We start from the raw sequence: 25,708 nt of genomic DNA, 5'->3' as shown, positions 1-25,708 counted from the left end.
CTGGTTGAAAAGCCCCGAAATGACGCCGCCTGATGCCGCAGAACTGATGCTGATTCGACACGCGCCCGCCCAACATGGCGGGCGTCTGTGCGGGCGTACGGATGTCCCGGCAGAACTGGGCGATCCCGCGATCTGGCAGCCGTTGCAGGCATTGGTGGCGGGGGTTCCGTTGCGCGTGGCCAGCCCCGCGTTGCGGTGCCAGCAGACGGCGGCGGCACTGTGGCCCGGCGCAGAGGTGCATAGCGATGCGCGACTCTGGGAGCAGGATTTCGGCGACCATGACGGGATGCCGTTTGACCAGTTACCCGACCTTGGCCGCTTGTCCGCGCAGGACCTTGCCGACCACCGCCCGCCGGGTGGAGAGAGTTTTGCCGATATGGTGGCCCGGATGCGCCCGGCGCTGATGGGTTTGGCAGGGCGCGCACAAGAGGCGGGGCCGCTGGCCATTGTGGCCCATGCCGGGACCGCCCGCGCGGCGCTGGCGCTGGCGCTGGGGGCGGTGCCTGCCGCACTGGCCTTTGAGGTCGCGCCGTGGTCCGTGACCCGGCTGCGGGTCTTTGATGGCGGGCTGTCGGTGATCGCCGTGAACTGGCGCCCGCTGTAACGACATGGGGTTTGTCGCGGGACATTTCGGAGAGTGGCTACAGGGGTGTCTTGGCCCGGGCGGGCCGGTGGTGCTGGTGACGCTGGTGTGCCCGGTGCGCGGTGTGCGGGTCACGCGGATCGGCGACGGACCTTTGCGGTTGGCGGGGGCGCCTGCGCTTATCAATCCGACTCAGGCGGCGCGCCTGTTGTCCGAAATCGGCGCAGCGGAGAGCGGGCAGTTTTCAATTGCCCCCGACCTGCCGCCCGGTGGCGGCGCGGGTATGTCCACGGCGGCGCTGGTGGGGCTGGCACGGGTTGCGGGCGTGGACAACTGTGCAGATGTGGCGCGCGCCTGTATCGCCGTCGAGGGGGCCAGCGACCCGCTGATGTGGCCCGCGCCGGACCGACTGCTCTGGGCGTCGCGGCGGGGCGAGGTCTTGCAGCAGATGGGACCAATCCCGGCTTGTGAGATAGTCGGCGGCTTTTGGGGGCCGCCGGAGCGCACGGACCCGCAGGATGTCGCCTTTCCGGACATCGCCGATCTGATCTCGGCGTGGCCGCAGGCCGGCCTTGCCGGGAAAGCCGCCTTGGCCAGCCAGTCCGCGCAGCGCTGTACGGCCCTGCGCGGGCCAGCGGATGATCCGATGCCCGAACTGGTGGCACGGCTGGGCGCGCTGGGACATGCGCGCGCCCACACCGGCCCCGCCCGCGCGCTGATCTTTGCCCCCGGCACAGTGCCCGCAGGGGCCGAGGAGGCGATGCAAGCCGCCGGCCTGACCGAGGTCTTGAGATTTGCGACCGGAGGCACTCCATGAGTTTCGCCGCCATCATGTTTATCGGCCTGCTGGTCGATGCGCTGATCGGCTGGCCGGGTGCGCTGTACCGCCGGATCTCGCATCCGGTGGTGTGGCTTGGGGCGCTGATCTCGGCGTTGGAGGCGCGGCTTAACCGTGGGTCTGACACCGCCCGCTTGTTGCTGGGAGCAGTCACGGTTGGGAGTGTCGTTTGTCTTGCCGTGTTGCCAGCGCTTTTGGTCACGGTGGCCGTGGGCGACGGCTGGATCGCGACGTTGATCCTTGGCTTTCTGGCTTGGCCGCTGATTGCGGTACGGTCGATGTATGACCATGTGGTCGCGGTGCGCGACCCGCTGCTGGCGGGCGATTTGCCTGCTGCGCGCCATGCGCTGTCGATGATCGTGGGGCGGGATCCCAGCCAACTGGATGCCGCCGGGGTCAGCCGTGCAGCGCTGGAAAGTCTGGCCGAGAACACGTCCGACGGGATCGTCGCGCCGCTGTTCTGGGGGTTGGTTGCCGGCCTGCCGGGGATTGCCGCCTACAAGGCGATCAACACGATGGATTCGATGATCGGGCACCGCACCGACCGCTACGAGCATTTCGGCAAATGCGCGGCGCGGCTCGACGATCTGGTGAACCTGATCCCGGCGCGCCTGACGGCGCTGTTCTTTGCGCTGGTGTCGGGTCGGGCGGGGGCTGCGCTGCGGATTGTGGTCCGCGATGCGCGCCATCACCGCTCGCCCAACGCGGGCTGGCCCGAGGCGGCGCTGGCGGGCGGGTTGGGCGTGCGCCTGTCTGGCCCGCGCACCTATGGGGACAGGGTGGCGGAGGAGCCTTTTGTGAACGACGGAGCGCCCGACCCGGCGACCAAAACCATCGGCAGCGGCCTTGCGCTTTATGTCCGGGCGATGTTTCTCTGCGGCGCGGTCCTTGCTGGGCTGGCGGCACTCTGACGGGGGTATCCATGCGCGATCACGGCGGCGATCTGGACCGGGCGATGGCCCAATACGGCGACGGCGACTGGCTGGATCTGTCGACCGGGATCAACGCCCGCCCATATCCCTTTCCCGACCTGTCTGCACGCGCATGGACGGCGTTGCCGACGGCGGCAGAGGTGGCCGCATTGGTCGCTGCGGCGCGCGCGGCCTATGGCGCGGGTCAGGGGGTGGACTGCGTGCCGCTGGCGGGCGCGCAGGCGGCGATCCAACTGGTGCCGCGCCTTGGGGTGCCGCAGGAGGCACGCGTTGTCGGTCCGACCTACAATGAACATGCCGGCGCGCTGGAGGCGCAGGGCTGGCGGGTCACGCAGGTCGCGGACATCGCCGAGTTGAAAGGCGCGCCTCTGGGCGTGGTGGTGAACCCGAACAACCCGGACGGGCGGTTCTGGACGCCCGAAGAGTTGATCGAACTGGCCCGTCATGTCGGCCTGCTGGTGGTGGACGAAAGCTTTGCCGATCCGGTGCCGGAGTATTCCATGGTCCGATACCTCGACCGCCTGCCAGAAGGCGTGCGGATTTTGGTTCTGAGGTCTTTTGGCAAATTTTACGGGCTGGCGGGGGTGCGATTGGGCTTTGCGCTTGGCGCCGCGTCCCTGATCGCGCCGATGCGGCGGATGGCTGGGCCGTGGGCGGTCAGTGGCCCGGCGATCACGGCGGGGGTCAAGGCGCTGGCGGATCAGGCGTGGCAAGAGGCAACCATCGGGCAACTGGCGCGCGACGCGGTGCGGATGGATGCTCTGGCCGAGGCGGCGGGGTGGTCTTTGGTGGGCGGGACGGTGCTGTTTCGGACCTATGAGACCGGCGATGCGGCGGCGGCGCAGGACCACCTTGCCGCGTCGCGGATCTGGACGCGGCGGTTTCCCTACTCGGACGGCTGGCTGCGGCTGGGCCTGCCGGGGCCAGAGGCGGATTGGGCGCGGCTGGAGGCGGCTTTGGTCCCGTCGCTCAGCCGGGTTTAGCGCGCGGCGGCCAGAATGCCGGTCACATCCAGATGTGTCTCAAGATGGTCGGCCAGCGCGTCCAAGGCGGCCTCGACACCCGCATCGTAGGACTGCGTTGCCGTGACGCCAAAGCCCGCCAGCCATGCGGCGCGAAAGGCATCGTCGCGGAACATACCGTGCAGGTAGCTGCCCATGACATTGTGATCGGCGCTGATCGCCCCCTCTGGCTGGCCCGCGACAAAGGCAAAGGGGCGGGCGCGGTCGGGGCCGTCGCTGCGCCCGATATGGATTTCATAGCCGTGAAATCCGGTGCCGCTGGCGGCGTGGGTGGCCTGCACTTCGGTCAGGGATTTGTCGGCGGTCATGATCGTGTCGATGCGCAGCAGACCCAGACCGGGGTCTTTGCCCGGTGGTCCCTCAATCCCTGATGGGTCATCAATACTGTCGCCCAGCATCTGATAGCCGCCGCAAATCCCAAGGATGCGTCCACCGCGCCGATGATGTGCCATCAGATCAATGTCCCAGCCCTGATCGCGCAAAAAGGCAAGGTCGCCGCGTGTCGATTTGCTGCCCGGCAGGATCACCAGATCGGCGTCGCCGGGGATCGGCAGGCCGCGCTGCAACATGGTCAGCCGCACGCCCGGTTCCTGCGCCAGCGGGTCGAGATCGTCGAAATTCGCCATCCGCGACAGGCAAAGACAGACGATGTGCAGCCCCTCGGAGCGGTCGGGAGCGCGCACATCCAGCGCGTCCTCGGCGGGCAGTCTCCATGCCTCTGGAAACCACGGAGCGGTGCCATAGCCCCGCCAGCCGGTGCGCGTCTCGATCAGCGCATAGCCATCGTCAAACAGTCGAGGGTCGCCTCGGAACTTGTTGATGATAAAACCGGAAACGCGGTTGGCGTCCTTTGGGTCCATGACCGCCTGCGTGCCAACGATCTGGGCGATCACGCCGCCCCGGTCGATGTCGCCCGTCAGGATCACCGGCACACTTGCCGCCTCGGCAAAGCCCATGTTGGCAATGTCGCCCTTGCGCAGGTTGACCTCTGCCGGGCTACCGGCCCCTTCGACGATGATCAGGTCATGCGCGGCCTTCAGCCGGTCAAAGCTTTCCAGAACAGGTCCAAGGAGTTGCGGCTTCAACTTTGCGTAGTCCCGGGCCTTGGCAGTGGTCAGACGCTTGCCCTGCACAACGACCTGCGCGCCGACATCCGTCTCAGGCTTGAGCAGGACCGGGTTCATGTCGGTGTGCGGGGCCAGCCCGCAGGCCAGCGCCTGCAAGGCCTGTGCGCGGCCGATCTCACCGCCGTCGCTGGTGACGGCGGCATTGTTGGACATGTTCTGCGGTTTGAAGGGGGCCACCGACAACCCGCGCCGCCGCGCCGCGCGGCACAGACCCGCCACCAGCATGGACTTGCCCACGTTGGACCCGGTGCCTTGGATCATGATGGCGCGGCTCATGGCGTGATCCCCAGTTTCGCGGGCAACCCGTCGCGGGTGTGGGCGTGAAAATGAAAGGCCTGCCAGCCGCGCGCCGCCGCTGCCGCGACGTTGGCGCGGTTGTCGTCGATCAGCAGGAGCGCGGAGGGTGCAAGGCCGGACCAGCGTTCGATTGCGCCATAAAATCCCGGATCAGGCTTGGCCATGCCCATCGGGCCAGAGGCAAAGATCGTCTCAACTCTGGTGGAGAACCCCATGGATTGCATGATGTATTCGGCGCGCGGGGCGGGGTTGTTGGTGCCGATCACGGCGCGCTGTGGGCTGCGGTCCAGCCAATCGATGACCTGTGCGTCCGGGCGATCCTCAGAGCGCAGCCAATGCGCCAGCAGCGTGTCCGCGGTGACCTGTGTGTCTTGGGCCTTTAGCCAATCGTCCAGTTCCGCATGCAGCGAGAGCCTGCCGCGCAGGACCTGCGCCGCCTGACCGGGACGATTGAGGAACGCGCGAAAGGCGCGCGGCGACAGGCCAAGGTCGACGTCCAGCCGGGGCACCCAACCAAATGGCGTGCCTTCGGGTTCGGCATTCAGCACGCCGTCGAAATCCCAGACGACCAGATCCGCCGTCATGGCGAAGGCAGGATCAGCGCCGTCGCCACATAGCCTGCGGGCATGGGCACGGTCGGCAGTGTGTCCAGCCCTAGCGCGATGTGATCCGGCAGCAGGTGGGTGTGCGGTCCGGCGGGGGATGTGCCATCGGGCAGCGGGATGGCCGCGTCGATCTCAAGCCGCAGGCAGGGCGTTTCGATCACCCGTACCGGGCTGGCGTCGCGCAGCGGCAGGCCGGTGCGCGACAGGTGATCGGGCCACGCTGTGCCAGCCGCGCGGGTCAGCGATGCGGCAAGCAATGCGTCGCACCGCACGGTGAACCGTGCCGCGCGCCGCCCAAGGCCAAGGTCGAACCGCATCCCGCCCGCATTGTGCGGCAGCAGTGTCGCATCGTCGCGGCCAAGCGCGGTCAGTGTCGCGGGGCTACCCCGAAAGGCACGCCCCACCGGCACGGACAGCGCGATCAGCGCGGGCGCGTCCGGGCGGTCAATCTCAAACGCGGTCAGATGGCGGGCGGCCTCCAGCCGCAGCGCGGCGTCGGGCAACGTCAGGGTCAGCGCGCCGTCACCGATCTGGACCGCGCAGGGTGCATCGGGCAGGCGGACCAGTTCGCCGCTTGCGCCCCAAACACCCGCGATCAGGCGCGCGCCTTCATCGCTGAGGCGGCGCGCGGTTTCGGCCAGCAGGGTATCGCCCTGCCACGACAGGCGGCGGGTCTTCAGCCCCAACCGGGCCGCGCGGGCGGGCAGTTCGGCCCAGACCGCCGAGCGGACATCCTCGGACACGCTGCCCCAACCGGCGATTTCATCCAGACTGCGGGCGCAGCCGCTACACAGTTGCGATGCCTCGTCTATGACGCAGCGCGCGACGCAAGGGCTGGCGGGGGGGAGGCGGTCGATACGGCTCATGTCCGGTCCACCGTGACCAGCCCTGGAGAGCGGCCAGTGCGTAGGCATGGCGAGGCGACCTGACGCACAGCAGTCAGCCAATAGTGGTTTATCTTGGCCGACCGGCTCATAGCCTCAGAACTCCACGCCTTTCTGCGCCTTCACCCCGTCGCGGAACGGATGTTTCAGCAAGGTCATTTCTGTCACCAGATCGGCGGCCTCGATCAATTCGGGTTTGGCGTTGCGGCCTGTCAGGCAGACGTGGGTCATCTGCGGCTTCTGCGTCAGCAGGAAATCCACGACCTCATCGATGTCGATGTAGTCATAGCGCAGGGCGATGTTGATCTCATCCAGCAGGACAAACTGAATCTTGGGGTCAAGGATCTGTTCCTTGGCGATCTTCCAGCCGTTCTGCGCGGCGGCAATGTCGCGGTCCCGGTCTTGCGTTTCCCAGGTAAAGCCCTCACCCGACACGAAGAACCGGCATTCATCGGCAAAGCGGTCGCGCAGGAATGTCTTTTCGCCCGTGTCCCAGTTGCCCTTGATGAACTGCACCACGGCGCAGGGCATCTGGTGCGCGATGCAGCGCATGATCATGCCGAATCCGGCAGAGGATTTGCCCTTGCCCTTGCCGGTGTGGACCATGATCAGACCTTTTTCCTCGGTCTTGGTCTTCATCATCTCGTCGCGGGCGGCCTTGATGCGGCGCATCTTTTCGGTGTGGCGGGTGGCGGTGTCGTCCATGGCGCGTCTCCGGAAGTTCGGGGTTGGGCAGGCATGGCATTGCGTGTGGTTCTCGTCAATGCGGCGATGATCGGGGGTGCAGTCGCTTCGGGCGATTGACAAGCGGATCAGAAGGGCGCACCACGCCTGCCACGATGGTTCCCCGGGCCTGCCCGGGGAGGAAAACAGGGAACGCGGTTCAAACCCGTGGCTGCCCCCGCAACTGTGAGCGGAGAGCGTTCTTGCAACGTGCCACTGGCCGACATGGCCGGGAAGGCGCAAGAGCGCATCGACCCGCGAGCCAGGAGACCTGCCATCGAAGAGGTGCAACTGTGGACCGGGCGGGGTGCCCCGGAGGAGGTCGTGATGAATTCGAACGTCAAATCCCGCGGGCCGCGACAGGTCACGCCATGACCGCGCCGGTGGAATTGCTGGTCTGCGTCAAATGTCGACGCGGCAAGGAGATCCCCGAAGAAGGCGTGCGTCCCGGCCAGCGCCTGCATGACGCTTTGGCCGCGCGCGATCTGCCCGAAGGCGTGACCCTGACCCCAGTGGAATGCCTGCAAAACTGCGACTCGGGGTGCTCTGTCGCCATGCGCGGCGGACCCCGGAGGTGGACCTATGTCTACGGAAACCTGCATGAAGCGTCGCATCCGGACCTGCTGGCCGAGGGCGCGGCGCTGTATCATGCGGCTGCCGACGGGGTGATCCCGTGGCGCGCGCGGCCCGAACATTTCAAACGCAATTGCATCGCGCGGATTCCGCCGGAGCAGACCGATACGCCCGAAGAGGACAAGACATGACCGATCTCTCCAAGCTTCCCGTCACCGTGATCACCGGCTTTCTGGGTTCGGGCAAGACGACGCTGATCTCACACCTCATCCAGAATCCCGGCGGCAAGCGGCTGGCTGTGGTGGTTAATGAGTTCGGCGATGTTGGCGTGGATGGCGAGATCCTCAAAGGCTGTGCCATCCCGGACTGCCCGGCGGAAAACATTATGGAACTGGCGAACGGCTGCATCTGCTGCACCGTGGCCGATGATTTCATCCCGACGATCGAGGCGCTGATGGCGCTGGACCCGCGCCCGGAACACATCCTGATCGAAACCAGCGGTCTGGCGCTGCCGAAACCGCTGCTCAAGGCGTTCGACTGGCCGGATATCCGGTCGAAAATCACCGTCGATGGCGTGATTGCCTTGGCGGATGCAGAGGCGGTCGCGGCGGGACGGTTTGCTCCGGACGTGGCGCGGGTCGACGCACAGCGCTTGGCCGATGACAGCATCGACCATGAAACGCCGCTGTCCGAGGTGTTCGAGGATCAGATTTCCTGCGCCGACATTATCCTTTTGACCAAACCCGATCTGGCCGGTCCCGAAGGCGTAGCCAAGGCCAAGGCAATCATCGCCGCCGAAGCGCCGCGCCCCTTGCCGGTGATCGAGGTCGCCGAGGGCGCGATTGACCCGCGTGTGATCCTTGGGCTGGAGGCGGCGGCAGAGGACGACATGGACGCGCGGCCCTCGCACCATGACGACCACGACGACCACGAACATGATGATTTCGAAAGCATCGTGGTGGACCTGCCCGAGGTGGACGACCCCGCGACGCTGGTCGCCGCGATTGAACGGCTGGCAAAAGAGCTGAACATCCTGCGGGTCAAGGGCTACGCCGCCGTAAAGGGTAAGCCAATGCGCCTGCTGGTGCAGGCGGTCGGCGCGCGGGTGCGGCACCAGTATGACCGCCCGTGGAAGCCGGAAGAGGCGCGGGCCAGCCGCGTGGTGGTCATTGCCGAACATGACGACGTGAAACCCGACGCCATCCGCGCCATCCTTGGCGCGGCCCCGGTGGCCGCAGAATAAGGGGGCGGGCCGCCGCGCACCGCATCCGCCATGCACGTCATCTTTCGTGAAAGCCACGGTCTGGAAGAGACCGAGACCCCAACCGATCTGGCCCAGAGCCCGGCGGAACTGGTGGTCTTGTCGCTGTCCGATTCCGATCTGGGCGCTTTCGCCGCCGGGTGGGAGCGGGGCGGCGGGCGTGAGGGGCGGATGCCGACGCTGCGGTTGGCCAATATTGTGGCGCTGAAACACCCGCTGTCGGTGGATACTTATATTGAGCAGACACTCGCGGGGGCCAAGGGCATCCTGATCCGTCTGATCGGCGGCGTCCCGTATTGGCCCTACGGCATCCAGCAGATCGCGGCGCTGGCGCAGGAACGGGGGATTGCCCTTGCGGTCCTGCCCGCCGATGGGCGTGCCGATGCGCGGCTGGACGGCGTGTCTACCTTGCCGGTCTCGACGCTGCGGCGGTTGCAGCATCTGTGTGATGCGGGCGGTGCCGTGGCGGCGCAGGCGGCGCTGGCACAGATGGCACTGGCGGCGGGGCTGTATGCCGGGCCGGTGCGGGGCACAAAACATGTGCCCGAAGTCGGTGCATGGCTGCCGGAACATGGGGTGTGCTGCCCGGTTCTGGCGCATGTGCCGCATGTGGCAAAGCCACGGGTGCTGGTTGTCTTTTATCGCTCTTACCTTGTGGCGGCGGACCTTGCCCCGGTCGAGGCATTGTGCACGGCACTGCGTGAGCGTGACTTTGACGTCATGGGCCTGTTTGCCCCCTCGCTAAAGGCCCCGGGGGCGGCGGTGTGGATGGCGCGGCAGGTCGCGCATCTGGCCCCTGCGGCAATCGTCAACGCGACCTCGTTTTCCGGACGCGGGGCTAAGGGGACCTCGCCACTGGACGCGGGCGGCGTGCCTGTCTTTCAGGTGGCGCTGGCCACCTCGACCCGCGCGACATGGGCCGAGGCCGATCGCGGTCTGTCGCCTGCCGATCTGGCGATGCACGTGGTGTTGCCAGAGGTGGACGGGCGCCTCTTTGCCGGTGTGACCTCTTTCAAGGAACCGCAGACCCGCGACCCGGAATTGCAATTCGCGCGGGTTGCCCATGTGCCGGATGCCGCGCGCGTGGCGGCAGTGGCAGAGCGCGTGGCGCGTTGGGTCGGACTGGGGGCCATGCCTGCCGCAAAGCGCCGTTTGGCACTGGTTCTGTCGACTTACCCGGGGCGCGACTGGAACATGGCGCATGCGGTGGGTCTGGATGCGTTGGCCTCGGCCTCGGCCATTCTGGAGGATCTGGCAGAGGCGGGATATGCGGTGGAAACAAGGGTTTCCGCCGAGGCGCTGGGGGCAGAGCGTCTGACGTGGTCCTTGACCGAATATAAGTCCGTAATGTCCAACCTTCCCAAAAGGTTGCAGGATGATCTTGCAGCGGCCTGGGGGGCGCCGGAGGAGGATGTTGACTGTGTGGACGGGGCGTTTTCGTTCCGGGCGATGCGGCGGGGCGCGGCACTGGTGGCGCTACAGCCGGAACGCGGGACACCGGATGCGCGGGACGACGACTACCACGATCTTTCCCGCGTGCCGCGCCATGCCTACGTGGCCTTTTACCTGTGGCTGCAAGATCAGGTCGACGCGCTGATCCATGTCGGCGCGCATGGCACGCTTGAATGGTTGCCCGGCAAGTCAGTCGCCCTTTCAGAGGCATGTTGGCCCGAGGCTCTGGCCGGGAAAATGCCCGTGATCTACCCGTTTATTGTCAACGATCCGGGCGAGGCGGCGCAGGCCAAGCGGCGCATCGGGGCGGTTACGTTGGGCCATGTGCCACCGCCGCTGCGCGAGGCAAGTGTTCCAGAAAGGCTGTCGCGGCTGGAGGCATTGCTGGACGAGTTTTCGAACGCCGACGGGCTGGACCCAAGGCGGCGGGATCGCTTGATGCAAGACATCAGGGTTGAGGCGCAAGCCGTTGGTGTCGAAGGTGATCTTGGGATTTCGACGGGATCATGTCCCTCTGAGGCGATCACTCGGATTGACCGGTTTGTCTGCGACGTCAAGGAAAGCCAGTTCGGCGATGGTTTGCATATCTGGGGGCGGAGTTACGATTTTTCGCCGAAAAATCGTCCCACCTTCGATGTGGCTCCATCGGCAGAGGCAGAGCGGAGGGCGCTTCTGGAGGCGCTGGACGGGCGGCGGATCGCCTCTGGCCCGTCGGGGTCGCCGTACCGGGGACGAACGGATGTGTTGCCGACCGGGCGCAACCTGTACACGACCGACCCGCGTTCGGTGCCGACTCGCAGCGCTCATGCGCAGGGCGTGCGGCTGGCCGAGGAACTGGTGCGGCGGCATCTGCAGGACGAGGGCGACTGGCCCAAGGGTTTGATCGTGGATCTCTGGGGTTCGGCGACCATGCGCACGGCGGGAGAAGAGTTCGCCATGGCGTTGCACCTGCTGGGGGTGCGGCCCGTCTGGGACGCGGGCAGTGAGCGGGTCAGCGGCATCGAGGTTCTGCCCATTGCGGAATTGGACCGACCCCGTATCGACGTGACGCTGCGAGTGTCTGGCCTGTTCCGGGATGTGTTTCCGACGCTTTCCGTGCTCTTTGGGCAGGCGGTCAAGACCCTAAGCCAGCGGGACGAAGCGCCCGACTGGAACCCATTTGTCGGGCAATCGGGCGCACGGGTTTACGGTCCGGCGCCGGGCAGCTTTGGCTTGGGGATCGGGGCGCAGATCGGCGACTACACTGACGAGGCGCGGCAGGCGGCGGGGCAGGCGTGGCTGACGGCGTCAAGCTGGGCATATGACGAGGGCACAGGCACGCGCGATGATGATGGCCTGCGTGCACGGGTGCGCCACGCGGACAGTTTTGTCCACCTTCAGGACTTGCCGGAAACGGACCTGCTATTGGCCGAGGATTACGCCAGCCACGAGGCGGGATTCGCCGCAGCACAAGGCGTGGCTGGTGGCCGCGCGGCGCTCTACCACCTGGACAATACCGACCCTGCAAGACCCCGGGCGCGCGGTTTGACAGAGGAAATCGCCCGTGTCGTACAAGCGCGGGCGGCCAATCCGGCGTGGATCGATGGTATGCGGCGGCACGGATTCCGGGGCGCGGCGGAAATCGCCGCGACGTTGGAAAACATGGCGGCCTTTGCGCAACTGGCGGACGTTGTGCCGGGCCATCTGTTCGATCTTTACTTTGACGCGACCCTGGGCGATGCGGACGTCACCCAGTTCCTTGAACAGGCCAATCCAGAGGCGCTGGCGGCGATGCGTGCGCGATTTGCGGCTTTGCATGAGGCGGGCCTGTGGCAGACGCGGCGCAATTCCATCCTTGCATCTTTGGAGGCGGCGCAATGAGCGCGCCTCAGGTCAAGGGCTGGTGCCCCGGTGCCTTTCGACCGATGATGTCGGGCGACGGGCTGGTGGTGCGGGTGCGGCCGCCCTTGGGGGCGATCAGCGCGGCTCAGGCCACCGGCCTGGCCGATCTGGCAGAGCAGCATGGCAGCGGCGTTGTTGAGACGACGGCACGGGCCAATCTGCAACTGCGCGGCGTGGCCGAGGCCGCCTATCCGGCGTTGATGCAGGACCTGCGGGCGCTGGGTTTGCTGGGCGATGCGGACAGTGAGGCGCGCCGCAACCTTGTGCTGGACCCGTTCCACGCGCGGGGAACAGAGGAAATTGCGCGCCGGTTGCTGGAGGGGCTGTCTAAAGCTGAGTTTTCCGGACTGCCGGGCAAGTTCGGCTTTGTGATCGACCCCGGCACGCCCCGGCGTTTGGCTGGGATCAGCGGCGACATCCGGATCGAAGGCGCGGCAGGTGGGATGATCCTGCGCGCTGACGGCGCTGCCACCGGGCGGCGTTTGCGCAACAGCGAAGAGGCGGTCAGCCAAGCGCTCGATCTGGCGCGATGGTTCCTGACCAGTGGCGGTGTCGGCGCGGATGGGCGCGGGCGCATGGCGCGTCACCTTGCGGACGGGGCAGACCTGCCCGACGCTCTGGCGGGGGATGTTGAACCGTCACCTAGCGCTCCGGAACCGCAACCGGGGCCGCAAGACGTGGGGCTGTGTGCCGCTGCCGCCTTTGGCCAGTTCACGGCCAGCGCCCTGCGCGCCTTGTCCGGGGCGGGCGGGCCGATCCGTGTGACGCCTTACCGGATGCTCTACTTGCCTGACGTGATGATCCAGCCGGACCACCCGGACCTGATTCTTGACCCACAGGACCCGCTGCGCCGGGTTCAGGCCTGCACCGGCATGCCCGGTTGCCCGCAGGCAAATGTCACCACCCGCGACCTTGCACGCCGCATCGCGCCCCGTATCCCCGACGGCCAGCAATGGCACGTTTCGGGCTGTGCCAAGGGCTGCGCCTATCCGCGTGTTGCGGACCTCACCCTGGTCGGGCGCGACGGCGCATTCGACCTTGTCAAGCAAGGGACCCCGTGGGATGACCCCATCCGCCGCGGGCTGAGCCCTTTGGAAATAGACGAACAAGTCAGGCCCTGAACTCATGCCCTACACATACGAAAAAGACGGCGCGGCCATCTATAAAGAAAGCTTTGCCACCATCCGGGCGGAGGCCGACCTGGACCGCTTTGCCGCTGATGCAGAGCAGGTCGTGGTGCGCATGATCCATGCGGCGGGCCTTGTCGGGTTGGAACGGGACGTCAAGGTATCGACAGGCATGGTCGCGGCGGCCCGCGCGGCGCTGGAAAATGGCGCGCCGATCTTTTGCGATGCCTACATGGTGTCCGAGGGCGTGACGCGCAAACGCCTGCCTGCGGGCAACGACGTGATCTGCACTCTGCGCGACGTGTCGGTGCCGGAACTGGCGGCGCAACTGGGCACCACCCGGTCGGCGGCCGCGCTGGAACTGTGGCGGCCCCGGCTGGAGGGCGCGCTGGTGGCCATCGGCAATGCGCCCACGGCGCTGTTTCACCTATTGGAGATGCTGGAGGACCCGGATTGCCCGCGCCCTGCGGCCATCATCGGCTGCCCGGTGGGTTTTGTCGGGGCGCGCGAGTCCAAGGACGCCCTGTGGCAGGCGCAGCCAGTGCCCTCCTTGATTGTCGAGGGACGGTTGGGCGGCAGCGCCATCACCGTCGCCGCGATCAACGCCATCGCGAGCCGCGCAGAATGAGGGGCGGGACGGTCTACGGCACCGGCCTCGGCCCCGGCGATCCCGAATTGATGAGCGTGCGCGCCGACAAACTGGTGCGCCGCGCGCGCCACATCGCCTACTTCCGCAAGGCCGGGCGGGCGGGCCGCGCACGCAGCATCGTCAACGGCATGCTGCGTGAGGACGTGGTGGAATTCGCGATGGAATACCCGGTCACCACCGAGATCCCGCTTAGTGATCCGCGCTACAACGACATCCTGTCGGCCTTCTATGGCGATTGCGTGGCGCATCTCAAGGCGCTGGTGGCGGCGGGTGAGGATGTGGTGGTGCTGTGCGAGGGCGATCCGTTTTTCTACGGCTCCTTCATGCATCTCTATACGCGTCTGCGCGGTGAGGTGCCGGTGCATGTGGTGCCTGCAATCACCGGCATGTCAGCAGCCTGGACCGCGACCGGAGAGCCGATCACATGGGGCGATGATGTCCTGAGCGTGCTGATGGCAACCCTGCCAGAGGACGAACTGGCGGCGCGTATGGCGGATGCCGACGCGCTGGTGGTGATGAAGATCGGGCGCAACATGCCGCGCGTCCGGGCAGCCTTGGAAAAGGCAGGCAAACTGGAGCGTGCATGGCTGGTGGAATGCGCCAGCATGGACGGGCAGGTCGTGATGAAACTGACCGATGCGGATGACCGCGTCTCGCCGTATTTCTCTATCGTGATTGTCCATGGACAGGGACGGCGACCATGAGCGGCTGGGTTGTGATCGCAGGCCTTGGGCCGGGGGATGACGCGCTGGTCACGCCAGAGGTCACGGCAACGCTGGCCGAGGCGACCGATATCGTTGGCTACATTCCTTACGTCCGCCGGATAGCCCCGCGCGACGGGCTGCGCCTGCACGAAAGCGACAACCGGGTGGAACTGGATCGCTCGCGGCACGCGCTGGAAATGGCGGCAGAGGGGCGGCGGGTGGTTGTTGTGTCCTCCGGCGATCCCGGCGTCTTTGCCATGGCCTCGGCGGTGTTCGAGGCGGTCGAGGCGGGGCCTGCGGGCTGGCGCGCATTGGAAATCCGCGTGTTGCCGGGCATCACCGCGATGCTGGCGGCCGCGGCCAAGGCGGGGGCTCCGCTGGGCCATGACTTCTGCGCCATCAACCTTAGCGATAACCTCAAACCCTGGGCTCTGATCGAGAAACGCCTGCGGCTGGCGGCAGAGGCGGATTTCGCCATGGGATTCTACAACCCTCGTTCCAAATCACGGCCCGAAGGGTTTGGCCGTGCGCTGGACGTGCTGCGCGAGGCCTGTGAGCCGAACCGTGTGGTGATCTTTGCCCGCGCGGTTTCCACCCCCGAAGAGGCGCTGCGGGTGGTGCATCTGCGCGATGCCACGCCAGAGATGGCGGATATGCGCACAGTTGTCTTGGTCGGCTCATCCCTGACGCGGATCATTGAACGCGACGGCGCGGACCCGTGGGTCTATACGCCCAGATCGGTCCCGGCATGAGCAACCCAGTCCAGCACCTCCTGCGGCGTCGCCACTTCGCGCCGGTCGGGCAGGGTGGGGCGGTCGATCATCAGGACCGGCAGGCGCAAGCCGCGCGCGGCCTCCAGCTTGGCCGAGGCACCTGTCCCACCGGCATTTTTGGAAACGATCAACTCGATCCCGTGTTGTTCCATCAGCGCCCGGTCGCCCTCTACCGTGAACGGCCCGCGATCGACGATCACGTTGTACTCGGGAAAGGGCGGCGGAGTCTTGGGCGGATCGACAAGCCGCAACAGATAGGTGTGCTGCGGGTTGGGCGCGAAGTCATCCAGATGCATCCGGCCCACGGCCAGCATCACGCGACGGCCCGGACGGTCCAGCGCCCGCACGGCGGCAGGTATGTCTGGCACATGGGTCCAGTTATCGCCGGGCTGCGGCTGCCACGCGGGGCGGGTCAGCGCCAGCATCGGGATGCCCGCCTCTGCGGCGGCATGCACTGCGTTCCCGCTCATCTGCGCAGCGAATGGATGCGTGGCGTCTACCAGATGCGTGATGCCGTGGTCGAGGATGAAGCGGGTCAGGCCCGCAACCCCGCCGAATCCACCAACCCGTTGCGGCAAGGGTTGGCGGCGCGGGCGGTCCACCCGTCCGGCAAAGCTGACGATGCCATGCAGGCCACGTTCCGCCATCAGGTTCGCCAGCGCGGTCGCCTCTGTCGTGCCGCCAAGGATCAAGAGGTTGGGTGTCATGGCTGAGGGCGCTCCGTGGCTGACGATCATTGGTCTGGGCGAAGATGGACCGGACGGCCTGACGGGCGCAAGCCGTGCCGCCCTAGAGGCGGCGGAAATAATTATGGGCCCGCCGCGTCACCTGTCGCTGTTGCCCGACCTGCCGGGGCAGCGGGTGGACTGGCCGGTGCCCTTTGCCGACGGGCTGGACCTGCTGGCGGAATTTTCCGGGCGCAAGGTGGCTGTGCTGGCCTCTGGCGATCCGTTCTGGTTTGGCGCGGGCAGCGTGATTGCGCGGCGGTTCGCGCGCTCCGAATGGCGCGCCCTGCCGGGACCGTCGGTGTTTTCGTTGGCGGCGGCGCACCTTGGCTGGCCGCTGGAAAAGACGCTGTGCCTTGGCCATCACGCGGCCCCGCTGACGCGGCTGAGGCGGCATCTGGCGCGCGGCGTTCGGATTATCGTGACATTGCGCGACGGGGCGGCGCTTTCTGAGCTGGGCCGCTACCTGTCGGGCCTTGGCTTTGGCGCGTCGACCCTGTGGGTGATGGAGGCGCTGGGCGGTCCGCGCGAAGCGGTGACGCAATCGCAGGCGGATGCGGTGACCGGCGCATTCACCCACCCGGTTGCGGTAGCGTTGCAGATTGACGGCGACGGCGCGGCACTGCCTCGTGCGTCCGGTCTGGCGGATGGGTTTTTCGACAGCGACGGCGTGATGACCAAACGCCCGGTGCGGGCGCTGACGCTCTCTGCGCTGGCCCCGAAACCGTTTGAGGTGCTCTGGGACATCGGCGGCGGCTCTGGCAGCATCGGGATCGAATGGCTGCTGAGCCATCCCACAACCGAAGCCGTCGCCATTGAGACGCGCGCGGACCGGATCGGGCTGATCACGGCGAATGCCGCCGCGCTGGGCGTGGATCGCCTGCGCGTGGTCGAGGGCAAGGCACCTGAGGCGCTGGCGGACCTGCCGATACCGGATGCGGTTTTCATCGGCGGCGGGCTGAGCGTCGCGCTGCTGGACTGGCTTTATGCGCATGTGCCAGCGGGCACCCAGCTGGTCGCTAATGCCGTAACGTTGGAAAGCGAGGCGGTGTTGATCGCGGCGCATCGCACGCGCGGCGGGTCGCTGCTGCGGATCGACCTGTCAGAGGCGGCCCCGCTGGGCCCGCGTACCGGATGGAAAGCCGCCTATCCTGTCGTTCAGTGGAGCGTGGTTCTGTGATCGTGGCGGGGTTCGGGTTCCGCGCGGCGGCGACGGTCAGCAGCCTGGAAGACGCGCTGGACCAGACAGGGCACGCGCTAGAGGTTCACGCGCTTTCCACCGCGTCGGATAAGGCCGAAACGCCAGCCTTTGCCGCTTTGGCTGCGCTGACGGGCTTACCTGTCCTTGCGATTGACGGCGATACGCTGCGCGCGCAAGTCACAAAAACGCAATCCCCGGACAGCCTTGCCGCGCGCGGCACCGGCAGCGTGGCCGAGGCGGCGGCGCTGGCGGCGGCAGGACCGGGCGCGCGGCTGATCGGAGCGCGCGTGGTGTCCGCCGACAAGATGGCCACCTGCGCGCTGGCACTGACTGCTAAAGGAGACGACACATGACCGTGCATTTTATCGGGGCCGGACCGGGGGCGGCGGACCTGTTGACCCTGCGCGGGCGCGACCTGATCGCCGCCTGTCCGGTTTGCCTGTATGCGGGGTCGCTGGTGCCCGAGGCGGTGCTGGCGCATTGCCCCGACGGCGCGCGGATCGTGAACACCGCGCCTTTGGACCTTGATGCCATCATTGCCGAAATCGCGGCGGCCCACCAAGCAGGGCGAGACGTGGCGCGGTTGCACTCCGGCGACCTGTCTGTCTGGTCGGCGATGGGGGAGCAATTGCGCAGACTGGATGCGCTGGGCATTCCCTACGATGTGACCCCCGGCGTGCCGTCCTTTGCGGCGGCGGCAGCGGCGCTGGCGACTGAATTGACGGTGCCGGAGATCGCGCAATCCGTGGTGCTGACCCGCACGCAGGGGCGCGCCTCTCCGATGCCCAAGGGTGAGAGCCTTGCCAATTTCGCCGCCACCGGCGCGACACTGGCGTTGCATCTGTCGGTTGGGCAATTGGAAAAGGTGCAGGCCGAACTGGTGCCGCACTACGGGGCGGACTGCCCGGTGGCGGTGGTCTATCGCGCCAGTTGGCCGGATCAGCGCGTGATCCGCTGCACGCTTGGCGGTCTCACGGATGCCGTGGATGAGGGGATCTCGCGCACCGCGCTGATCCTTGTCGGCAAGGCGCTGGGCGCGGGATTGACTGCCGAAAGCCAGCTATATTCGGCAGAGTATGACAGACGCTATCGGCCCCAAAGCGCCGACAGCCCATGGGCGGAGTGGCAACATGGCGATGATTGAGATGCCTCCGGGCCTGATGATTTCGGCCCCGGCGTCGGGTACGGGCAAAACGACAGTGATGTTGGGCCTGCTGCGCGCGCTGCGCGATGCGGGCCAAACGGTGCAGCCTTTCAAATCCGGGCCGGATTATATCGACCCGGCCTTTCACCTTGCCGCCAGCGGTCGGGCGTCGTTCAACCTTGATACATGGGCGATGGACGGCGGGCTGCTGGACGCGATCAGCGGACAGGCGGCAGGCGCGGACATCTGCATCGGCGAAGGGTCTATGGGGCTGTATGACGGCGTGGCGACACGCGGGCAGAGCGGCTTTGGCTCATCGGCTGAGACGGCCTTGCGCATGGGCTGGCCCGTGGTGCTGGTCGTCGATGTGGGCGGGCAAGCGCAATCGGCGGCGGCCACGGCGCTGGGCTTTCGCGAATACATGCCGGACTTGCCCTTTGCGGGCGTGATCCTGAACCGCTGCGCCTCTCCCCGGCACGAACGCCTGACCCGGTTGGGGATGGAGCGTGCGGGGATCGAGGTGTTGGGTGTACTGCCCCGGAACGGCGATCTGACCCTGCCGGAACGCCATTTGGGCCTGATCCAAGCGGTGGAGCATCCGGACCTCGAGGCCGCCATCAGCGGTTATGCCGATTTCCTGCGCGCGAACGTGGACCTTGACCGCATCCGGGCGGCGGCCTCTGGCGGTGGCACGGCGGGTGGCGCGCTGCCCAAGCCCCCGGCGCAACGCATCGCGCTGGCGCGGGACGCAGCGTTTTCCTTCACCTATCCGCATCAGCTAGAGGGCTGGCGTGCGGCAGGGGCCGAGATCCTGCCGTTTTCGCCCCTTGCGGATGAAGCACCGGATGCCTCTGCCGATCTGGTTTGGCTGCCCGGCGGCTATCCCGAACTGCACGCAGGGCGGCTGGCGGCGGCGAACACCTTCCGCACCGGTCTGCGGGCCTTTGCGGAAACGCGGCCCGTGCATGGCGAATGTGGGGGATATATGGCGCTTGGGGCCGCATTGGTCGACAAAGAGGGCGTTTCACATCAGATGGCGGGCCTTTTGGGGCTGGTGACGTCTTATGAAAAGCGCAAGTTCCATCTTGGCTACAGGCGCGCTATCTTGCAGGCGGACCTGTCTGGTTACGCGCCCGGCACGGCGCTACGCGGGCATGAGTTCCACTATTCCACCATCCTCGACCAGCCCGACGCGCCCTTGGCGGCGGTCGCCGACGCGGATGGCAACCCGGTGCCAGAGACCGGCTCACACCGGGGCAACGTGTCTGGCACCTTCTTTCACCTGATCGCGGCAGAGGCAGTGGCATCATGAGCGGTTTCGTCAGTTTCGTCGGCAGCGGGCCGGGGGATCCCGAACTGCTGACGCTAAAGGCGGTGGACCGTCTGAAACGCGCCGATGCGGTGCTGTTCGACGATTTGTCCTCTGGCCCGATCCTCAGCCATGTGCGCGCCGGTGCTGACCTGATCGGCGTGGGCAAACGGGCCGGGCGGTTGTCTCCGAAGCAGCATCACGTCAGTCAGTTGCTGGTGGAGTATGCTCAAGAGGGCGGGCGCATCGTGCGGCTGAAATCCGGCGACTCGGGACTGTTTGGGCGGCTAGAGGAAGAGCAGGTCGCGTTGCGTGCGGCGGGCATCGACTATGAAATCATCCCCGGTATCCCCTCGGCTGTGGCAGCGGCGGCGGCCTGTGGCATCCCGTTGACCCGGCGGCTGACGGCGCGGAGGGTGCAGTTTGTGACCGGCCATGACGTCAGCGGTGAACTGCCCGAGGATCTGGATTTGCAAGCGCTGGCCGATCCCAGCGCGATGACCGTGGTGTTCATGGGCAAACGGACCTTTCCCAAGCTGGCGGCGGCCCTGTTCGAAAAGGGTCTGCCAGAGACGACCCCGGCTATTCTGGCCGAGGCCGTTGGCACGGCGGAGCAGTCTCTGCATCGCGACACGGTGGCGGGGCTGTCGGCGCGGCTGGCGGGGGAGATCGGGACCAAACCGGCGCTGATCTTGTACGGGCCAATGGCCGAGCTGGGGGTGGGGTTTGACTGAGCTTTGGCTGGTCGGGATCGGCACGGGCAATCCTGAGCATGTGACGCTGGAGGGGCAGCGCGCCCTGCGCGAGGCGGCGGTGGTGCTGATCCCGCGCAAGGGGGCGGCCAAGGAGGATCTGGCGGAATTGCGGCTGGGGATCTTGCGGGCCTCAGGCTCGGACGCGCGGGTGATCCCGTTTGAGATGCCGGTGCGCGACGAGAGCCTGCCCTATGCGGAGCGGGTCGAGCGGTGGCACGACGCAATCGCGGCCCTTTGGGTGGCCGCGCTGGAGGGCGCGCTGGAGGGGCCGGTGGCGCTGTTGGTCTGGGGCGATCCGGGGCTGTACGACAGCACGCTGAGGATTGCGGCCCGATTGGACCCTGCGCCACGGGTGAGGGTGGTGCCGGGGGTGACGGCCTTGCAGGCGCTGACCTCGGCCCATGCGGTGCCCTTCAATACGGTGAATGGGGCCGTGGTGGTCACGACGGGGCGGCGGCTGCGGGATCATGGCTGGCCCGAGGGGGCCGGGACGGTGGTGGTCATGCTGGACGGGGAGTGCTCGTTTCAAAGCCTCGATCCGACCGGCATTTCGATTTGGTGGGGTGGTTTTCTGGGCATGGCCGAGCAGGTGCTGGAGGCGGGGCCATTGGCGGAGGCTGGGCCGAAAATCGTGGCCAAGCGGGCCGAGGCAAGGGCAAAACATGGCTGGATCATGGACACCTATCTGATGCGGCGGGAGTGAGGCTGTCCACATGTGGCGGCCAAGGTGACGTCGCGTCTTCAATGGCTTGCAGAGGCGATTTTACCCTTTGTTAGGAAAGACACGGCGCGCAGACGGCGGGAAATCCACACTCGGCACCAGAGATCGGGGTGATAGACTGCGGCGCGAATCCTTTGCCCGGAGTCCGCTTTGCAGATGCTGATTGACCGCCTTGCCGCCGCCGCTGTGCTGATGGCTGCTGCCAGTGCCGCCTACGCACAGGATCTGATGCTGTTTCCGCCGTCCACGTTTGGGCAGGTCGTCGCGCCACAGACGGAATCCCTGCTGGGCGATGTCCAGCTTGAGGCGCAGGTGGGGGCCTATAACAATGAGTTCATATCGAACTATGGCGCAAATTCGGTTTTTGCGCGCACCGGCCGCGCGGTGGGGATGTTGCAGATCCTGACCAATATCGGCCACGCACCCTGCACCGGGTTTCTGGTCGCGGGCAACAAGCTGATCACCAACCATCATTGCGTGCCGGGTATCCTGAAAAACCCCCAGATGATCGAGAAGGGCGCCACCAGTATCGCAGCGGTGCAATTTCATGCGGGGTTCCTGCGGGACGGGCTGGACGACGGGGTAAAGACATTCCACGTCAACCCGATGCCGTTGGAGACAAGCGAGGCGCTGGATTACACCGTTCTGCAAGTGCTGGGGGATGCCAATGCCGAGTTCGGCGCGCTGGAACTGTCAGCGGCGGTGCCTGCGGACCGCGATCCGTTCTGGGTAATCGGCCACCCGATGGGCGAGGCGCAGCGCATCAGCCGTGAGAAATGTCAGGCGGACAGTCCGGCAGTGGCGAAACAGCGGCTGCGCCATACCTGCGATACGTTGCCGGGCAATTCCGGCTCTCCGGTGATCGACGCGGGCAGCCAAAAGGTGATTGCCCTGCACCATGCGGGCAGCCGCGCGGGCGAGGTGAATTTTGCCGTGCCGATGGCCGAGATCTTGGCGCAGTCGAAGGTATTGAAGGCGGCGGTACAGGCACCGCAGGCCCCGGAGTCCGGTGAGCAGGATACGGCGCGGGCGCTGGCCGCTGCGCTGGCGGAATTGGAGAAGTTGCGCGCAGAACAGGCTGCGGCACTGCGTGCGGTTCCTGCCGAGACGGACGATGCGGAACCGGTAGAGAAACCGGTCGATGAACCCATTGCGGAACCGGTTGAAAAACCGATCGCCGAACCTGTTGCGGAGCGGGTCAAGATACCGGCACAGACACCGCAGAGTCGTCGTGACATTCTGCGTCAGTCGCAAGCACATCTGAATACGCTGGGCTGTGATGCGGGCACGCCTGACGGGATTACGGGCCCGCGCACGCGCGAGGCGTTTCGCCGCTTTCTGGCGGCAAGCGATGTGGCGCTGGAGGTCGGGGATCTGGGCACGGCGCAGGCGTTGGATGCGATCCGGGCGCGGTCCGGGACGGTCTGCGCCCCGGTCGTGGTGGCCCCCAAACCAGTATCGAGGGACGCAGAGCCGGTCGCGGCACCTGCGCCCGCTGCGCCGACCTATTCGATAGCTGGAACGTGGCGTTGGACGGCAACCTGTCCGCTGGGGGTCGCCACCGGTACCACCGTCTATCGGTCGGCGGGCGGCAATGCGTTTACGGGCACGATCAGCGGCTCATCCGGGGCAGGCAGCACGCGCGGCGTTCTGAACGGGCGCAGCTTTTCGGGTACGGAGACGTTTGGTTGGGTTACGAATGCCGCCAATGGGACATTATCAAAGGACGGTCGGTCGCTGAGCCTGAGCGTCTCAAACGGGTGCAGCGTTTCGGCGCGCAAGAATTAGCGCCTCGCCAGTGGGGCTAGACCGGCACCAACTGCCCGTCGGTCAGTTCCAGCGCACAGGGGGCGATGGCCTTGCGGAATGCGGGATCGTGGCTGACCAGCAGGATCGGCAGCGGCAGGGCCGTCAGGATCTCTGTCAGGCGGGCGGCGTTCTTTGGGTCGAGCGCGTTGGTGGGTTCATCCAGCAGGAGGACTTCGGGGGTCATGGCGAGGACGGTGGCCAGCGTCACGAGGCGCTTTTCGCCGCCCGACAGTTTGTGCGTGACGCGGTCGCGCAGGTGGTGGAGGTCGAGATCATCCAGCAGGCGGTCGGTGATCTCCAGCGCCTGGGCCCGGGTCTTGCCAAGGTTGAGGGGGCCGAATGCCACGTCCTCGGCCACGGTGGGGCAGAACAGTTGGTCGTCGGGGTCTTGGAACACCAGTCCGATGCGGCGGCGGACCTCATGGAAATCCTTTTCGCGCGAGCGGGGCTGGTCGAAGACCGTCACCGTGCCCGAAGTGGGCCGTTGCAGGCCAAGGATCATCCGCAAGAGGGTGCTTTTGCCCGCGCCATTGGCGCCGGTGATCGACAGGCGTTCGCCCGCGCCCAGTTGCATGGACGCGCCGGACAACACCGGGGGCTGACCGGGGTAGGCAAAGTGGATGTCCTCAAGCTGGATCAGCGCCATGTCAGGTCCAATGTGATGAGGGCGATCAGGAGGACAGTCAGCGCGGTGGCGAATATCGCGTCGGCGCGGGTGGTGCGAAAGTCGTGCAGCAGCAGGATGCGGCCCGAAAAGCCCCGGCATTTCATCGCGGCCAGCACCCGCTCGGACCGTTCGATGGCGCGGACCATCATCATGCCGACGAGATAGCCAAAGCTGCGGTAGCTGTGCCAGTTCGTGCCGGAGCGAAAGCCGCGCACCTTCATGGCGGCGCGCAGGCGCAGGTATTCGGCGCGCAGCACCTCGATATAGCGGATGGTGAACATCATCAGGTGCACAAGGGTTTCGGGGGTTTTCAGGCGATAGAGCGCGTGGCCAAGGGTGACAGGCTCCAGCGTGCCGACAAGGGTCATGAGGGTCAGGACAACGGCATTGGCGGTCAGGCCGATCTCTATGGCGCGGGCGACGCCCTGCCATGTGGCGGGATAACCCCAGAGGGTAAAGATGGCGTCGCCGGGCACGGTGAAGGGCAAGAGCGCCAGCATGAACAGGATGAACCCGTCCACCATGGCGACCCGTTTCAGGGTCGGGAGGGCGGGCAGGCGCGACAGGGCCAGCAAGGTGAGCGCTGCGGCAAGGGCGGCGGCCAGCGCGGGCAGGGTGTCGAGCGCGACCGTGGTGATGGCAAAGACCAGCGCGGCCACGATGCGGACGCGTGGGTCCAGCGCGCCGAGGCGGCTGGCGCTGCGCTCTGCCCCGGTGTCGGTCAGGGTGCTGTCGCCGTTGGACAGGACGTGTGCCATGCGCCTAGCCGTTCAGCCGCCGACGGGCGGCGATGTAGAAGGCCAGACCGAACAGGCCAAGGATATAGCCCATCCCGCCAAGGATGGTTTGCAGGTCGTTCTTTTCGCGGTAGGCGGCGATTTCGCGGCGCAGGGGGCGCATCTCGTCGCGGACGATGCGGGCGATTTCGGCCCGGTCGGCGGCGCTGAGGCCCGCGCCGGGGGCGGCGGTTTGGGGTGTCGCGGGCGGCGGGGCGGCGGCGGGGGCGACCCCCAGCAGGGCCGCGACCTCATCGGCAGGCATGGTGGTGTCGGCGACATGGCCCGCGCCCAGATCGGCGCGGAAGGTATGGGCGACAGGGGCGGTTGGCGTGAACAGAAAGAACCCCTCGGCGTCGGTCACGGTTTCCCCCAGCAGCGCGCCGTCGGGGCCGTAGACCTGCACCGGCAGGTCGGGCGCCATGGACCCGTTGGAAAAGCCGATTTCGCCCTCGATGGCGGTGCCGGAGGGAAAGACCGAGGCGATGACCTTATGCGCCAGCGCAGGCAGCGGCAGGGCGCAGAGCGTCAGGAGCAGCATGAGGCGTGTCATGGCGTGGACCCCTGAAGTGCGGTGAACAGGTCGGGTTTGACCTTGCGCGCCAGCAGCACGGCAAAGCCGGTCAGCAGCCCCTCGATCACGATGACGGGCAGATGGGCGACAAGGATCAGATGGGCGGCGGCGAGGAACTCTTGCCCCGTCATCATCAGTGACAGGGCGACGCCCAAGGTGGTCAGGGCAATGGCCAGCGCGCCGGCAAAACCGCCCAGCAGCGCGGCCATCACCGGACGGCTGCGCGGGATAAGCGGGCGAAAGGCAAGGCCGACCAGCACGGCGGGCAGCGCGATATTGACCGTGTTGATGCCCAGCACCGTCACGCCGCCAAAGCCGAAGAACACCGCCTGCAACAGCAGCCCGACAAAGAGGGTGGGAAAGGCCGCCCAGCCAAGGATCAACCCGGCCAGTCCATTGAGGATAAGATGCACCGACGACGGACCAACGGGCACATGGATCAGCGAAGACACAAAAAATGCCGCCGACAGCATCCCTGCCGCCGGGATACGTTCCAGAGGCAGGGCGCGCAGGCCAAGGGCGATGCCGCCCACGGCCGCCACCGCGCCGCCGATCACGACAGGGTTGGACAAGGCTCCGTCGACGATATGCATCGG

27 protein-coding genes and 1 riboswitch are annotated in these 25,708 nt (G+C 66.8%); of the genes, 18 read left to right on the top strand and 9 right to left on the bottom strand.

Annotated features, from left to right (window positions below; translation table 11 throughout):
• Positions 1-19 precede the first annotated feature (19 nt).
• Genes VOI21_RS22070 through cobD form a run of 4 tightly spaced genes read left to right on the top strand, consistent with a single transcriptional unit; the run spans position 20 to position 3,336 of the window.
• Positions 20-604, top strand: a complete 585-nt coding sequence (locus VOI21_RS22070; protein WP_323772126.1) for a histidine phosphatase family protein — start codon at positions 20-22, stop codon at positions 602-604.
• Positions 605-608: 4 nt separating this feature from the next.
• Positions 609-1,400, top strand: a complete 792-nt coding sequence (locus VOI21_RS22065) for a propanediol utilization protein (protein WP_323772125.1) — start codon at positions 609-611, stop codon at positions 1,398-1,400.
• Positions 1,397-2,332, top strand: coding sequence for an adenosylcobinamide-phosphate synthase CbiB (gene cbiB, locus VOI21_RS22060; protein WP_323772124.1), 936 nt, complete (start codon positions 1,397-1,399; stop codon positions 2,330-2,332). The genes VOI21_RS22065 and cbiB overlap by 4 nt, the downstream gene beginning before the upstream one ends.
• Positions 2,333-2,343: 11 nt before the next feature.
• The gene (gene cobD, locus VOI21_RS22055) at positions 2,344-3,336 is read left to right on the top strand and encodes a threonine-phosphate decarboxylase CobD (RefSeq protein WP_323772123.1); all 993 of its coding nucleotides are present in this window, start codon (positions 2,344-2,346) and stop codon (positions 3,334-3,336) included.
• Here cobD and VOI21_RS22050 read toward each other — a convergent pair.
• From VOI21_RS22050 to cobO, 4 genes are all read right to left on the bottom strand, one after another.
• Entirely contained in the window at positions 3,333-4,778 is a 1,446-nt protein-coding gene (locus VOI21_RS22050) for a cobyric acid synthase (RefSeq protein ID WP_323772122.1), read from the bottom strand. The genes cobD and VOI21_RS22050 overlap by 4 nt on opposite strands.
• Entirely contained in the window at positions 4,775-5,383 is a 609-nt protein-coding gene (locus VOI21_RS22045; RefSeq protein ID WP_323772121.1) for an HAD-IA family hydrolase, read from the bottom strand. The genes VOI21_RS22050 and VOI21_RS22045 overlap by 4 nt, the downstream gene beginning before the upstream one ends.
• Complete coding sequence (locus VOI21_RS22040; RefSeq protein WP_323772120.1) at positions 5,380-6,270, bottom strand: DUF1289 domain-containing protein; 891 nt, start codon at positions 6,268-6,270, stop codon at positions 5,380-5,382. The genes VOI21_RS22045 and VOI21_RS22040 overlap by 4 nt, the downstream gene beginning before the upstream one ends.
• Positions 6,271-6,384: 114 nt before the next feature.
• A complete protein-coding gene (gene cobO, locus VOI21_RS22035) occupies positions 6,385-6,993 on the bottom strand; it encodes a cob(I)yrinic acid a,c-diamide adenosyltransferase (protein WP_323772119.1) in 609 nt (202 codons plus the stop codon).
• A 118-nt stretch (positions 6,994-7,111) separates the two neighbouring features.
• Positions 7,112-7,305: riboswitch (cobalamin riboswitch) on the top strand.
• A gap of 77 nt (positions 7,306-7,382) precedes the next feature.
• Between cobO and VOI21_RS22030 the strand changes: the two genes are divergently transcribed.
• The 7 genes from VOI21_RS22030 to cobJ are packed head-to-tail and all read left to right on the top strand — an operon-like array spanning position 7,383 to position 15,410.
• Complete coding sequence (locus tag VOI21_RS22030; protein ID WP_323772118.1) at positions 7,383-7,775, top strand: DUF1636 domain-containing protein; 393 nt, start codon at positions 7,383-7,385, stop codon at positions 7,773-7,775.
• The gene (cobW, locus tag VOI21_RS22025; protein WP_323772117.1) at positions 7,772-8,827 is read left to right on the top strand and encodes a cobalamin biosynthesis protein CobW; all 1,056 of its coding nucleotides are present in this window, start codon (positions 7,772-7,774) and stop codon (positions 8,825-8,827) included. Before VOI21_RS22030 ends, cobW begins: the two co-directional genes overlap by 4 nt.
• Before the next feature lie 30 nt (positions 8,828-8,857).
• Positions 8,858-12,157: a cobaltochelatase subunit CobN gene (cobN, locus tag VOI21_RS22020; protein WP_323772116.1), complete on the top strand. Its 3,300-nt coding sequence runs from the start codon at positions 8,858-8,860 to the stop codon at positions 12,155-12,157.
• Positions 12,154-13,299 (top strand): hypothetical protein, encoded by a 1,146-nt coding sequence (locus tag VOI21_RS22015; RefSeq protein ID WP_323772115.1) that lies wholly within the window; start codon positions 12,154-12,156, stop codon positions 13,297-13,299. The genes cobN and VOI21_RS22015 overlap by 4 nt, the downstream gene beginning before the upstream one ends.
• A 4-nt stretch (positions 13,300-13,303) precedes the next feature.
• On the top strand, positions 13,304-13,933 hold the full coding sequence (locus VOI21_RS22010; RefSeq protein ID WP_323772114.1) for a precorrin-8X methylmutase: 630 nt from the start codon (positions 13,304-13,306) through the stop codon (positions 13,931-13,933).
• Positions 13,930-14,658 (top strand): precorrin-2 C(20)-methyltransferase, encoded by a 729-nt coding sequence (locus VOI21_RS22005; protein ID WP_323772113.1) that lies wholly within the window; start codon positions 13,930-13,932, stop codon positions 14,656-14,658. The genes VOI21_RS22010 and VOI21_RS22005 overlap by 4 nt, the downstream gene beginning before the upstream one ends.
• Positions 14,655-15,410, top strand: coding sequence for a precorrin-3B C(17)-methyltransferase (cobJ, locus tag VOI21_RS22000; RefSeq protein WP_323772112.1), 756 nt, complete (start codon positions 14,655-14,657; stop codon positions 15,408-15,410). Before VOI21_RS22005 ends, cobJ begins: the two co-directional genes overlap by 4 nt.
• Here cobJ and VOI21_RS21995 read toward each other — a convergent pair.
• Positions 15,383-16,138 (bottom strand): cobalt-precorrin-6A reductase, encoded by a 756-nt coding sequence (locus VOI21_RS21995; protein WP_323772111.1) that lies wholly within the window; start codon positions 16,136-16,138, stop codon positions 15,383-15,385. The two genes, cobJ and VOI21_RS21995, sit on opposite strands and share 28 nt — an antisense overlap.
• Between VOI21_RS21995 and cbiE the strand changes: the two genes are divergently transcribed.
• The 7 genes from cbiE to VOI21_RS21960 all read left to right on the top strand — a co-directional run bounded on the left by cbiE (position 16,137) and on the right by VOI21_RS21960 (position 23,074).
• Positions 16,137-17,336 (top strand): precorrin-6y C5,15-methyltransferase (decarboxylating) subunit CbiE, encoded by a 1,200-nt coding sequence (cbiE, locus tag VOI21_RS21990; protein WP_323772110.1) that lies wholly within the window; start codon positions 16,137-16,139, stop codon positions 17,334-17,336. The genes VOI21_RS21995 and cbiE overlap by 2 nt on opposite strands.
• Positions 17,333-17,710, top strand: a complete 378-nt coding sequence (locus VOI21_RS21985) for a cobalamin biosynthesis protein (RefSeq protein ID WP_323772109.1) — start codon at positions 17,333-17,335, stop codon at positions 17,708-17,710. Before cbiE ends, VOI21_RS21985 begins: the two co-directional genes overlap by 4 nt.
• Positions 17,707-18,501: a precorrin-4 C(11)-methyltransferase gene (cobM, locus tag VOI21_RS21980; RefSeq protein WP_323772108.1), complete on the top strand. Its 795-nt coding sequence runs from the start codon at positions 17,707-17,709 to the stop codon at positions 18,499-18,501. Before VOI21_RS21985 ends, cobM begins: the two co-directional genes overlap by 4 nt.
• Positions 18,494-19,813: a cobyrinate a,c-diamide synthase gene (locus tag VOI21_RS21975; RefSeq protein WP_323772140.1), complete on the top strand. Its 1,320-nt coding sequence runs from the start codon at positions 18,494-18,496 to the stop codon at positions 19,811-19,813. The genes cobM and VOI21_RS21975 overlap by 8 nt, the downstream gene beginning before the upstream one ends.
• A complete protein-coding gene (gene cobA / locus VOI21_RS21970; protein WP_323772107.1) occupies positions 19,810-20,544 on the top strand; it encodes a uroporphyrinogen-III C-methyltransferase in 735 nt (244 codons plus the stop codon). The genes VOI21_RS21975 and cobA overlap by 4 nt, the downstream gene beginning before the upstream one ends.
• Positions 20,537-21,268: a precorrin-6A synthase (deacetylating) gene (cobF, locus tag VOI21_RS21965; RefSeq protein WP_323772106.1), complete on the top strand. Its 732-nt coding sequence runs from the start codon at positions 20,537-20,539 to the stop codon at positions 21,266-21,268. The genes cobA and cobF overlap by 8 nt, the downstream gene beginning before the upstream one ends.
• Positions 21,269-21,442: 174 nt before the next feature.
• Positions 21,443-23,074, top strand: a complete 1,632-nt coding sequence (locus VOI21_RS21960) for a trypsin-like peptidase domain-containing protein (RefSeq protein WP_323772139.1) — start codon at positions 21,443-21,445, stop codon at positions 23,072-23,074.
• A 16-nt stretch (positions 23,075-23,090) separates the two neighbouring features.
• Here the strand turns inward: VOI21_RS21960 and VOI21_RS21955 are convergent, their stop codons facing one another.
• Genes VOI21_RS21955 through cbiM form a run of 4 tightly spaced genes read right to left on the bottom strand, consistent with a single transcriptional unit; the run spans position 23,091 to position 25,705 of the window.
• Complete coding sequence (locus VOI21_RS21955) at positions 23,091-23,741, bottom strand: ABC transporter ATP-binding protein (RefSeq protein ID WP_323772105.1); 651 nt, start codon at positions 23,739-23,741, stop codon at positions 23,091-23,093.
• Positions 23,732-24,520 carry a cobalt ECF transporter T component CbiQ gene (gene cbiQ, locus VOI21_RS21950; RefSeq protein WP_323772104.1) on the bottom strand — a complete coding sequence of 263 codons (789 nt, stop codon included), beginning with the start codon at positions 24,518-24,520 and terminating at the stop codon, positions 23,732-23,734. The genes VOI21_RS21955 and cbiQ overlap by 10 nt, the downstream gene beginning before the upstream one ends.
• A gap of 4 nt (positions 24,521-24,524) precedes the next feature.
• Positions 24,525-25,091: a cobalt ABC transporter permease gene (locus VOI21_RS21945; RefSeq protein ID WP_323772103.1), complete on the bottom strand. Its 567-nt coding sequence runs from the start codon at positions 25,089-25,091 to the stop codon at positions 24,525-24,527.
• Positions 25,088-25,705 carry a cobalt transporter CbiM gene (gene cbiM / locus VOI21_RS21940; RefSeq protein WP_323772102.1) on the bottom strand — a complete coding sequence of 206 codons (618 nt, stop codon included), beginning with the start codon at positions 25,703-25,705 and terminating at the stop codon, positions 25,088-25,090. Before cbiM ends, VOI21_RS21945 begins: the two co-directional genes overlap by 4 nt.
• Between the last annotated feature and the right edge of the window lie 3 nt (positions 25,706-25,708).

Source organism: Antarctobacter sp., from assembly GCF_034670325.1.
In the GTDB taxonomy this organism is placed as follows: domain Bacteria; phylum Pseudomonadota; class Alphaproteobacteria; order Rhodobacterales; family Rhodobacteraceae; genus Antarctobacter.
Note: the sequence above shows the minus strand (reverse complement) of the source record. Positions and strands in the feature narration are given on the sequence as shown.

Bases quoted from the DNA above. Each gene is read 5' to 3' on its own strand.
- VOI21_RS22070 (WP_323772126.1), top strand. From the start codon at position 20: ATGACGCCGCCTGATGCCGCAGAACTGATGCTGATTCGACACGCGCCC.
- VOI21_RS22065 (WP_323772125.1), top strand. From the start codon at position 609: ATGGGGTTTGTCGCGGGACATTTCGGAGAGTGGCTACAGGGGTGTCTT.
- cbiB (WP_323772124.1), top strand. From the start codon at position 1,397: ATGAGTTTCGCCGCCATCATGTTTATCGGCCTGCTGGTCGATGCGCTG.
- cobD (WP_323772123.1), top strand. From the start codon at position 2,344: ATGCGCGATCACGGCGGCGATCTGGACCGGGCGATGGCCCAATACGGC.
- VOI21_RS22050 (WP_323772122.1), bottom strand. From the start codon at position 4,778: ATGAGCCGCGCCATCATGATCCAAGGCACCGGGTCCAACGTGGGCAAG.
- VOI21_RS22045 (WP_323772121.1), bottom strand. From the start codon at position 5,383: ATGACGGCGGATCTGGTCGTCTGGGATTTCGACGGCGTGCTGAATGCC.
- VOI21_RS22040 (WP_323772120.1), bottom strand. From the start codon at position 6,270: ATGAGCCGTATCGACCGCCTCCCCCCCGCCAGCCCTTGCGTCGCGCGC.
- cobO (WP_323772119.1), bottom strand. From the start codon at position 6,993: ATGGACGACACCGCCACCCGCCACACCGAAAAGATGCGCCGCATCAAG.
- VOI21_RS22030 (WP_323772118.1), top strand. From the start codon at position 7,383: ATGACCGCGCCGGTGGAATTGCTGGTCTGCGTCAAATGTCGACGCGGC.
- cobW (WP_323772117.1), top strand. From the start codon at position 7,772: ATGACCGATCTCTCCAAGCTTCCCGTCACCGTGATCACCGGCTTTCTG.
- cobN (WP_323772116.1), top strand. From the start codon at position 8,858: ATGCACGTCATCTTTCGTGAAAGCCACGGTCTGGAAGAGACCGAGACC.
- VOI21_RS22015 (WP_323772115.1), top strand. From the start codon at position 12,154: ATGAGCGCGCCTCAGGTCAAGGGCTGGTGCCCCGGTGCCTTTCGACCG.
- VOI21_RS22010 (WP_323772114.1), top strand. From the start codon at position 13,304: ATGCCCTACACATACGAAAAAGACGGCGCGGCCATCTATAAAGAAAGC.
- VOI21_RS22005 (WP_323772113.1), top strand. From the start codon at position 13,930: ATGAGGGGCGGGACGGTCTACGGCACCGGCCTCGGCCCCGGCGATCCC.
- cobJ (WP_323772112.1), top strand. From the start codon at position 14,655: ATGAGCGGCTGGGTTGTGATCGCAGGCCTTGGGCCGGGGGATGACGCG.
- cbiE (WP_323772110.1), top strand. From the start codon at position 16,137: ATGGCTGAGGGCGCTCCGTGGCTGACGATCATTGGTCTGGGCGAAGAT.
- VOI21_RS21995 (WP_323772111.1), bottom strand. From the start codon at position 16,138: ATGACACCCAACCTCTTGATCCTTGGCGGCACGACAGAGGCGACCGCG.
- cobM (WP_323772108.1), top strand. From the start codon at position 17,707: ATGACCGTGCATTTTATCGGGGCCGGACCGGGGGCGGCGGACCTGTTG.
- VOI21_RS21975 (WP_323772140.1), top strand. From the start codon at position 18,494: ATGATTGAGATGCCTCCGGGCCTGATGATTTCGGCCCCGGCGTCGGGT.
- cobA (WP_323772107.1), top strand. From the start codon at position 19,810: ATGAGCGGTTTCGTCAGTTTCGTCGGCAGCGGGCCGGGGGATCCCGAA.
- VOI21_RS21960 (WP_323772139.1), top strand. From the start codon at position 21,443: ATGCTGATTGACCGCCTTGCCGCCGCCGCTGTGCTGATGGCTGCTGCC.
- VOI21_RS21955 (WP_323772105.1), bottom strand. From the start codon at position 23,741: ATGGCGCTGATCCAGCTTGAGGACATCCACTTTGCCTACCCCGGTCAG.
- cbiQ (WP_323772104.1), bottom strand. From the start codon at position 24,520: ATGGCACACGTCCTGTCCAACGGCGACAGCACCCTGACCGACACCGGG.
- VOI21_RS21945 (WP_323772103.1), bottom strand. From the start codon at position 25,091: ATGACACGCCTCATGCTGCTCCTGACGCTCTGCGCCCTGCCGCTGCCT.
- cbiM (WP_323772102.1), bottom strand. From the start codon at position 25,705: ATGCATATCGTCGACGGAGCCTTGTCCAACCCTGTCGTGATCGGCGGC.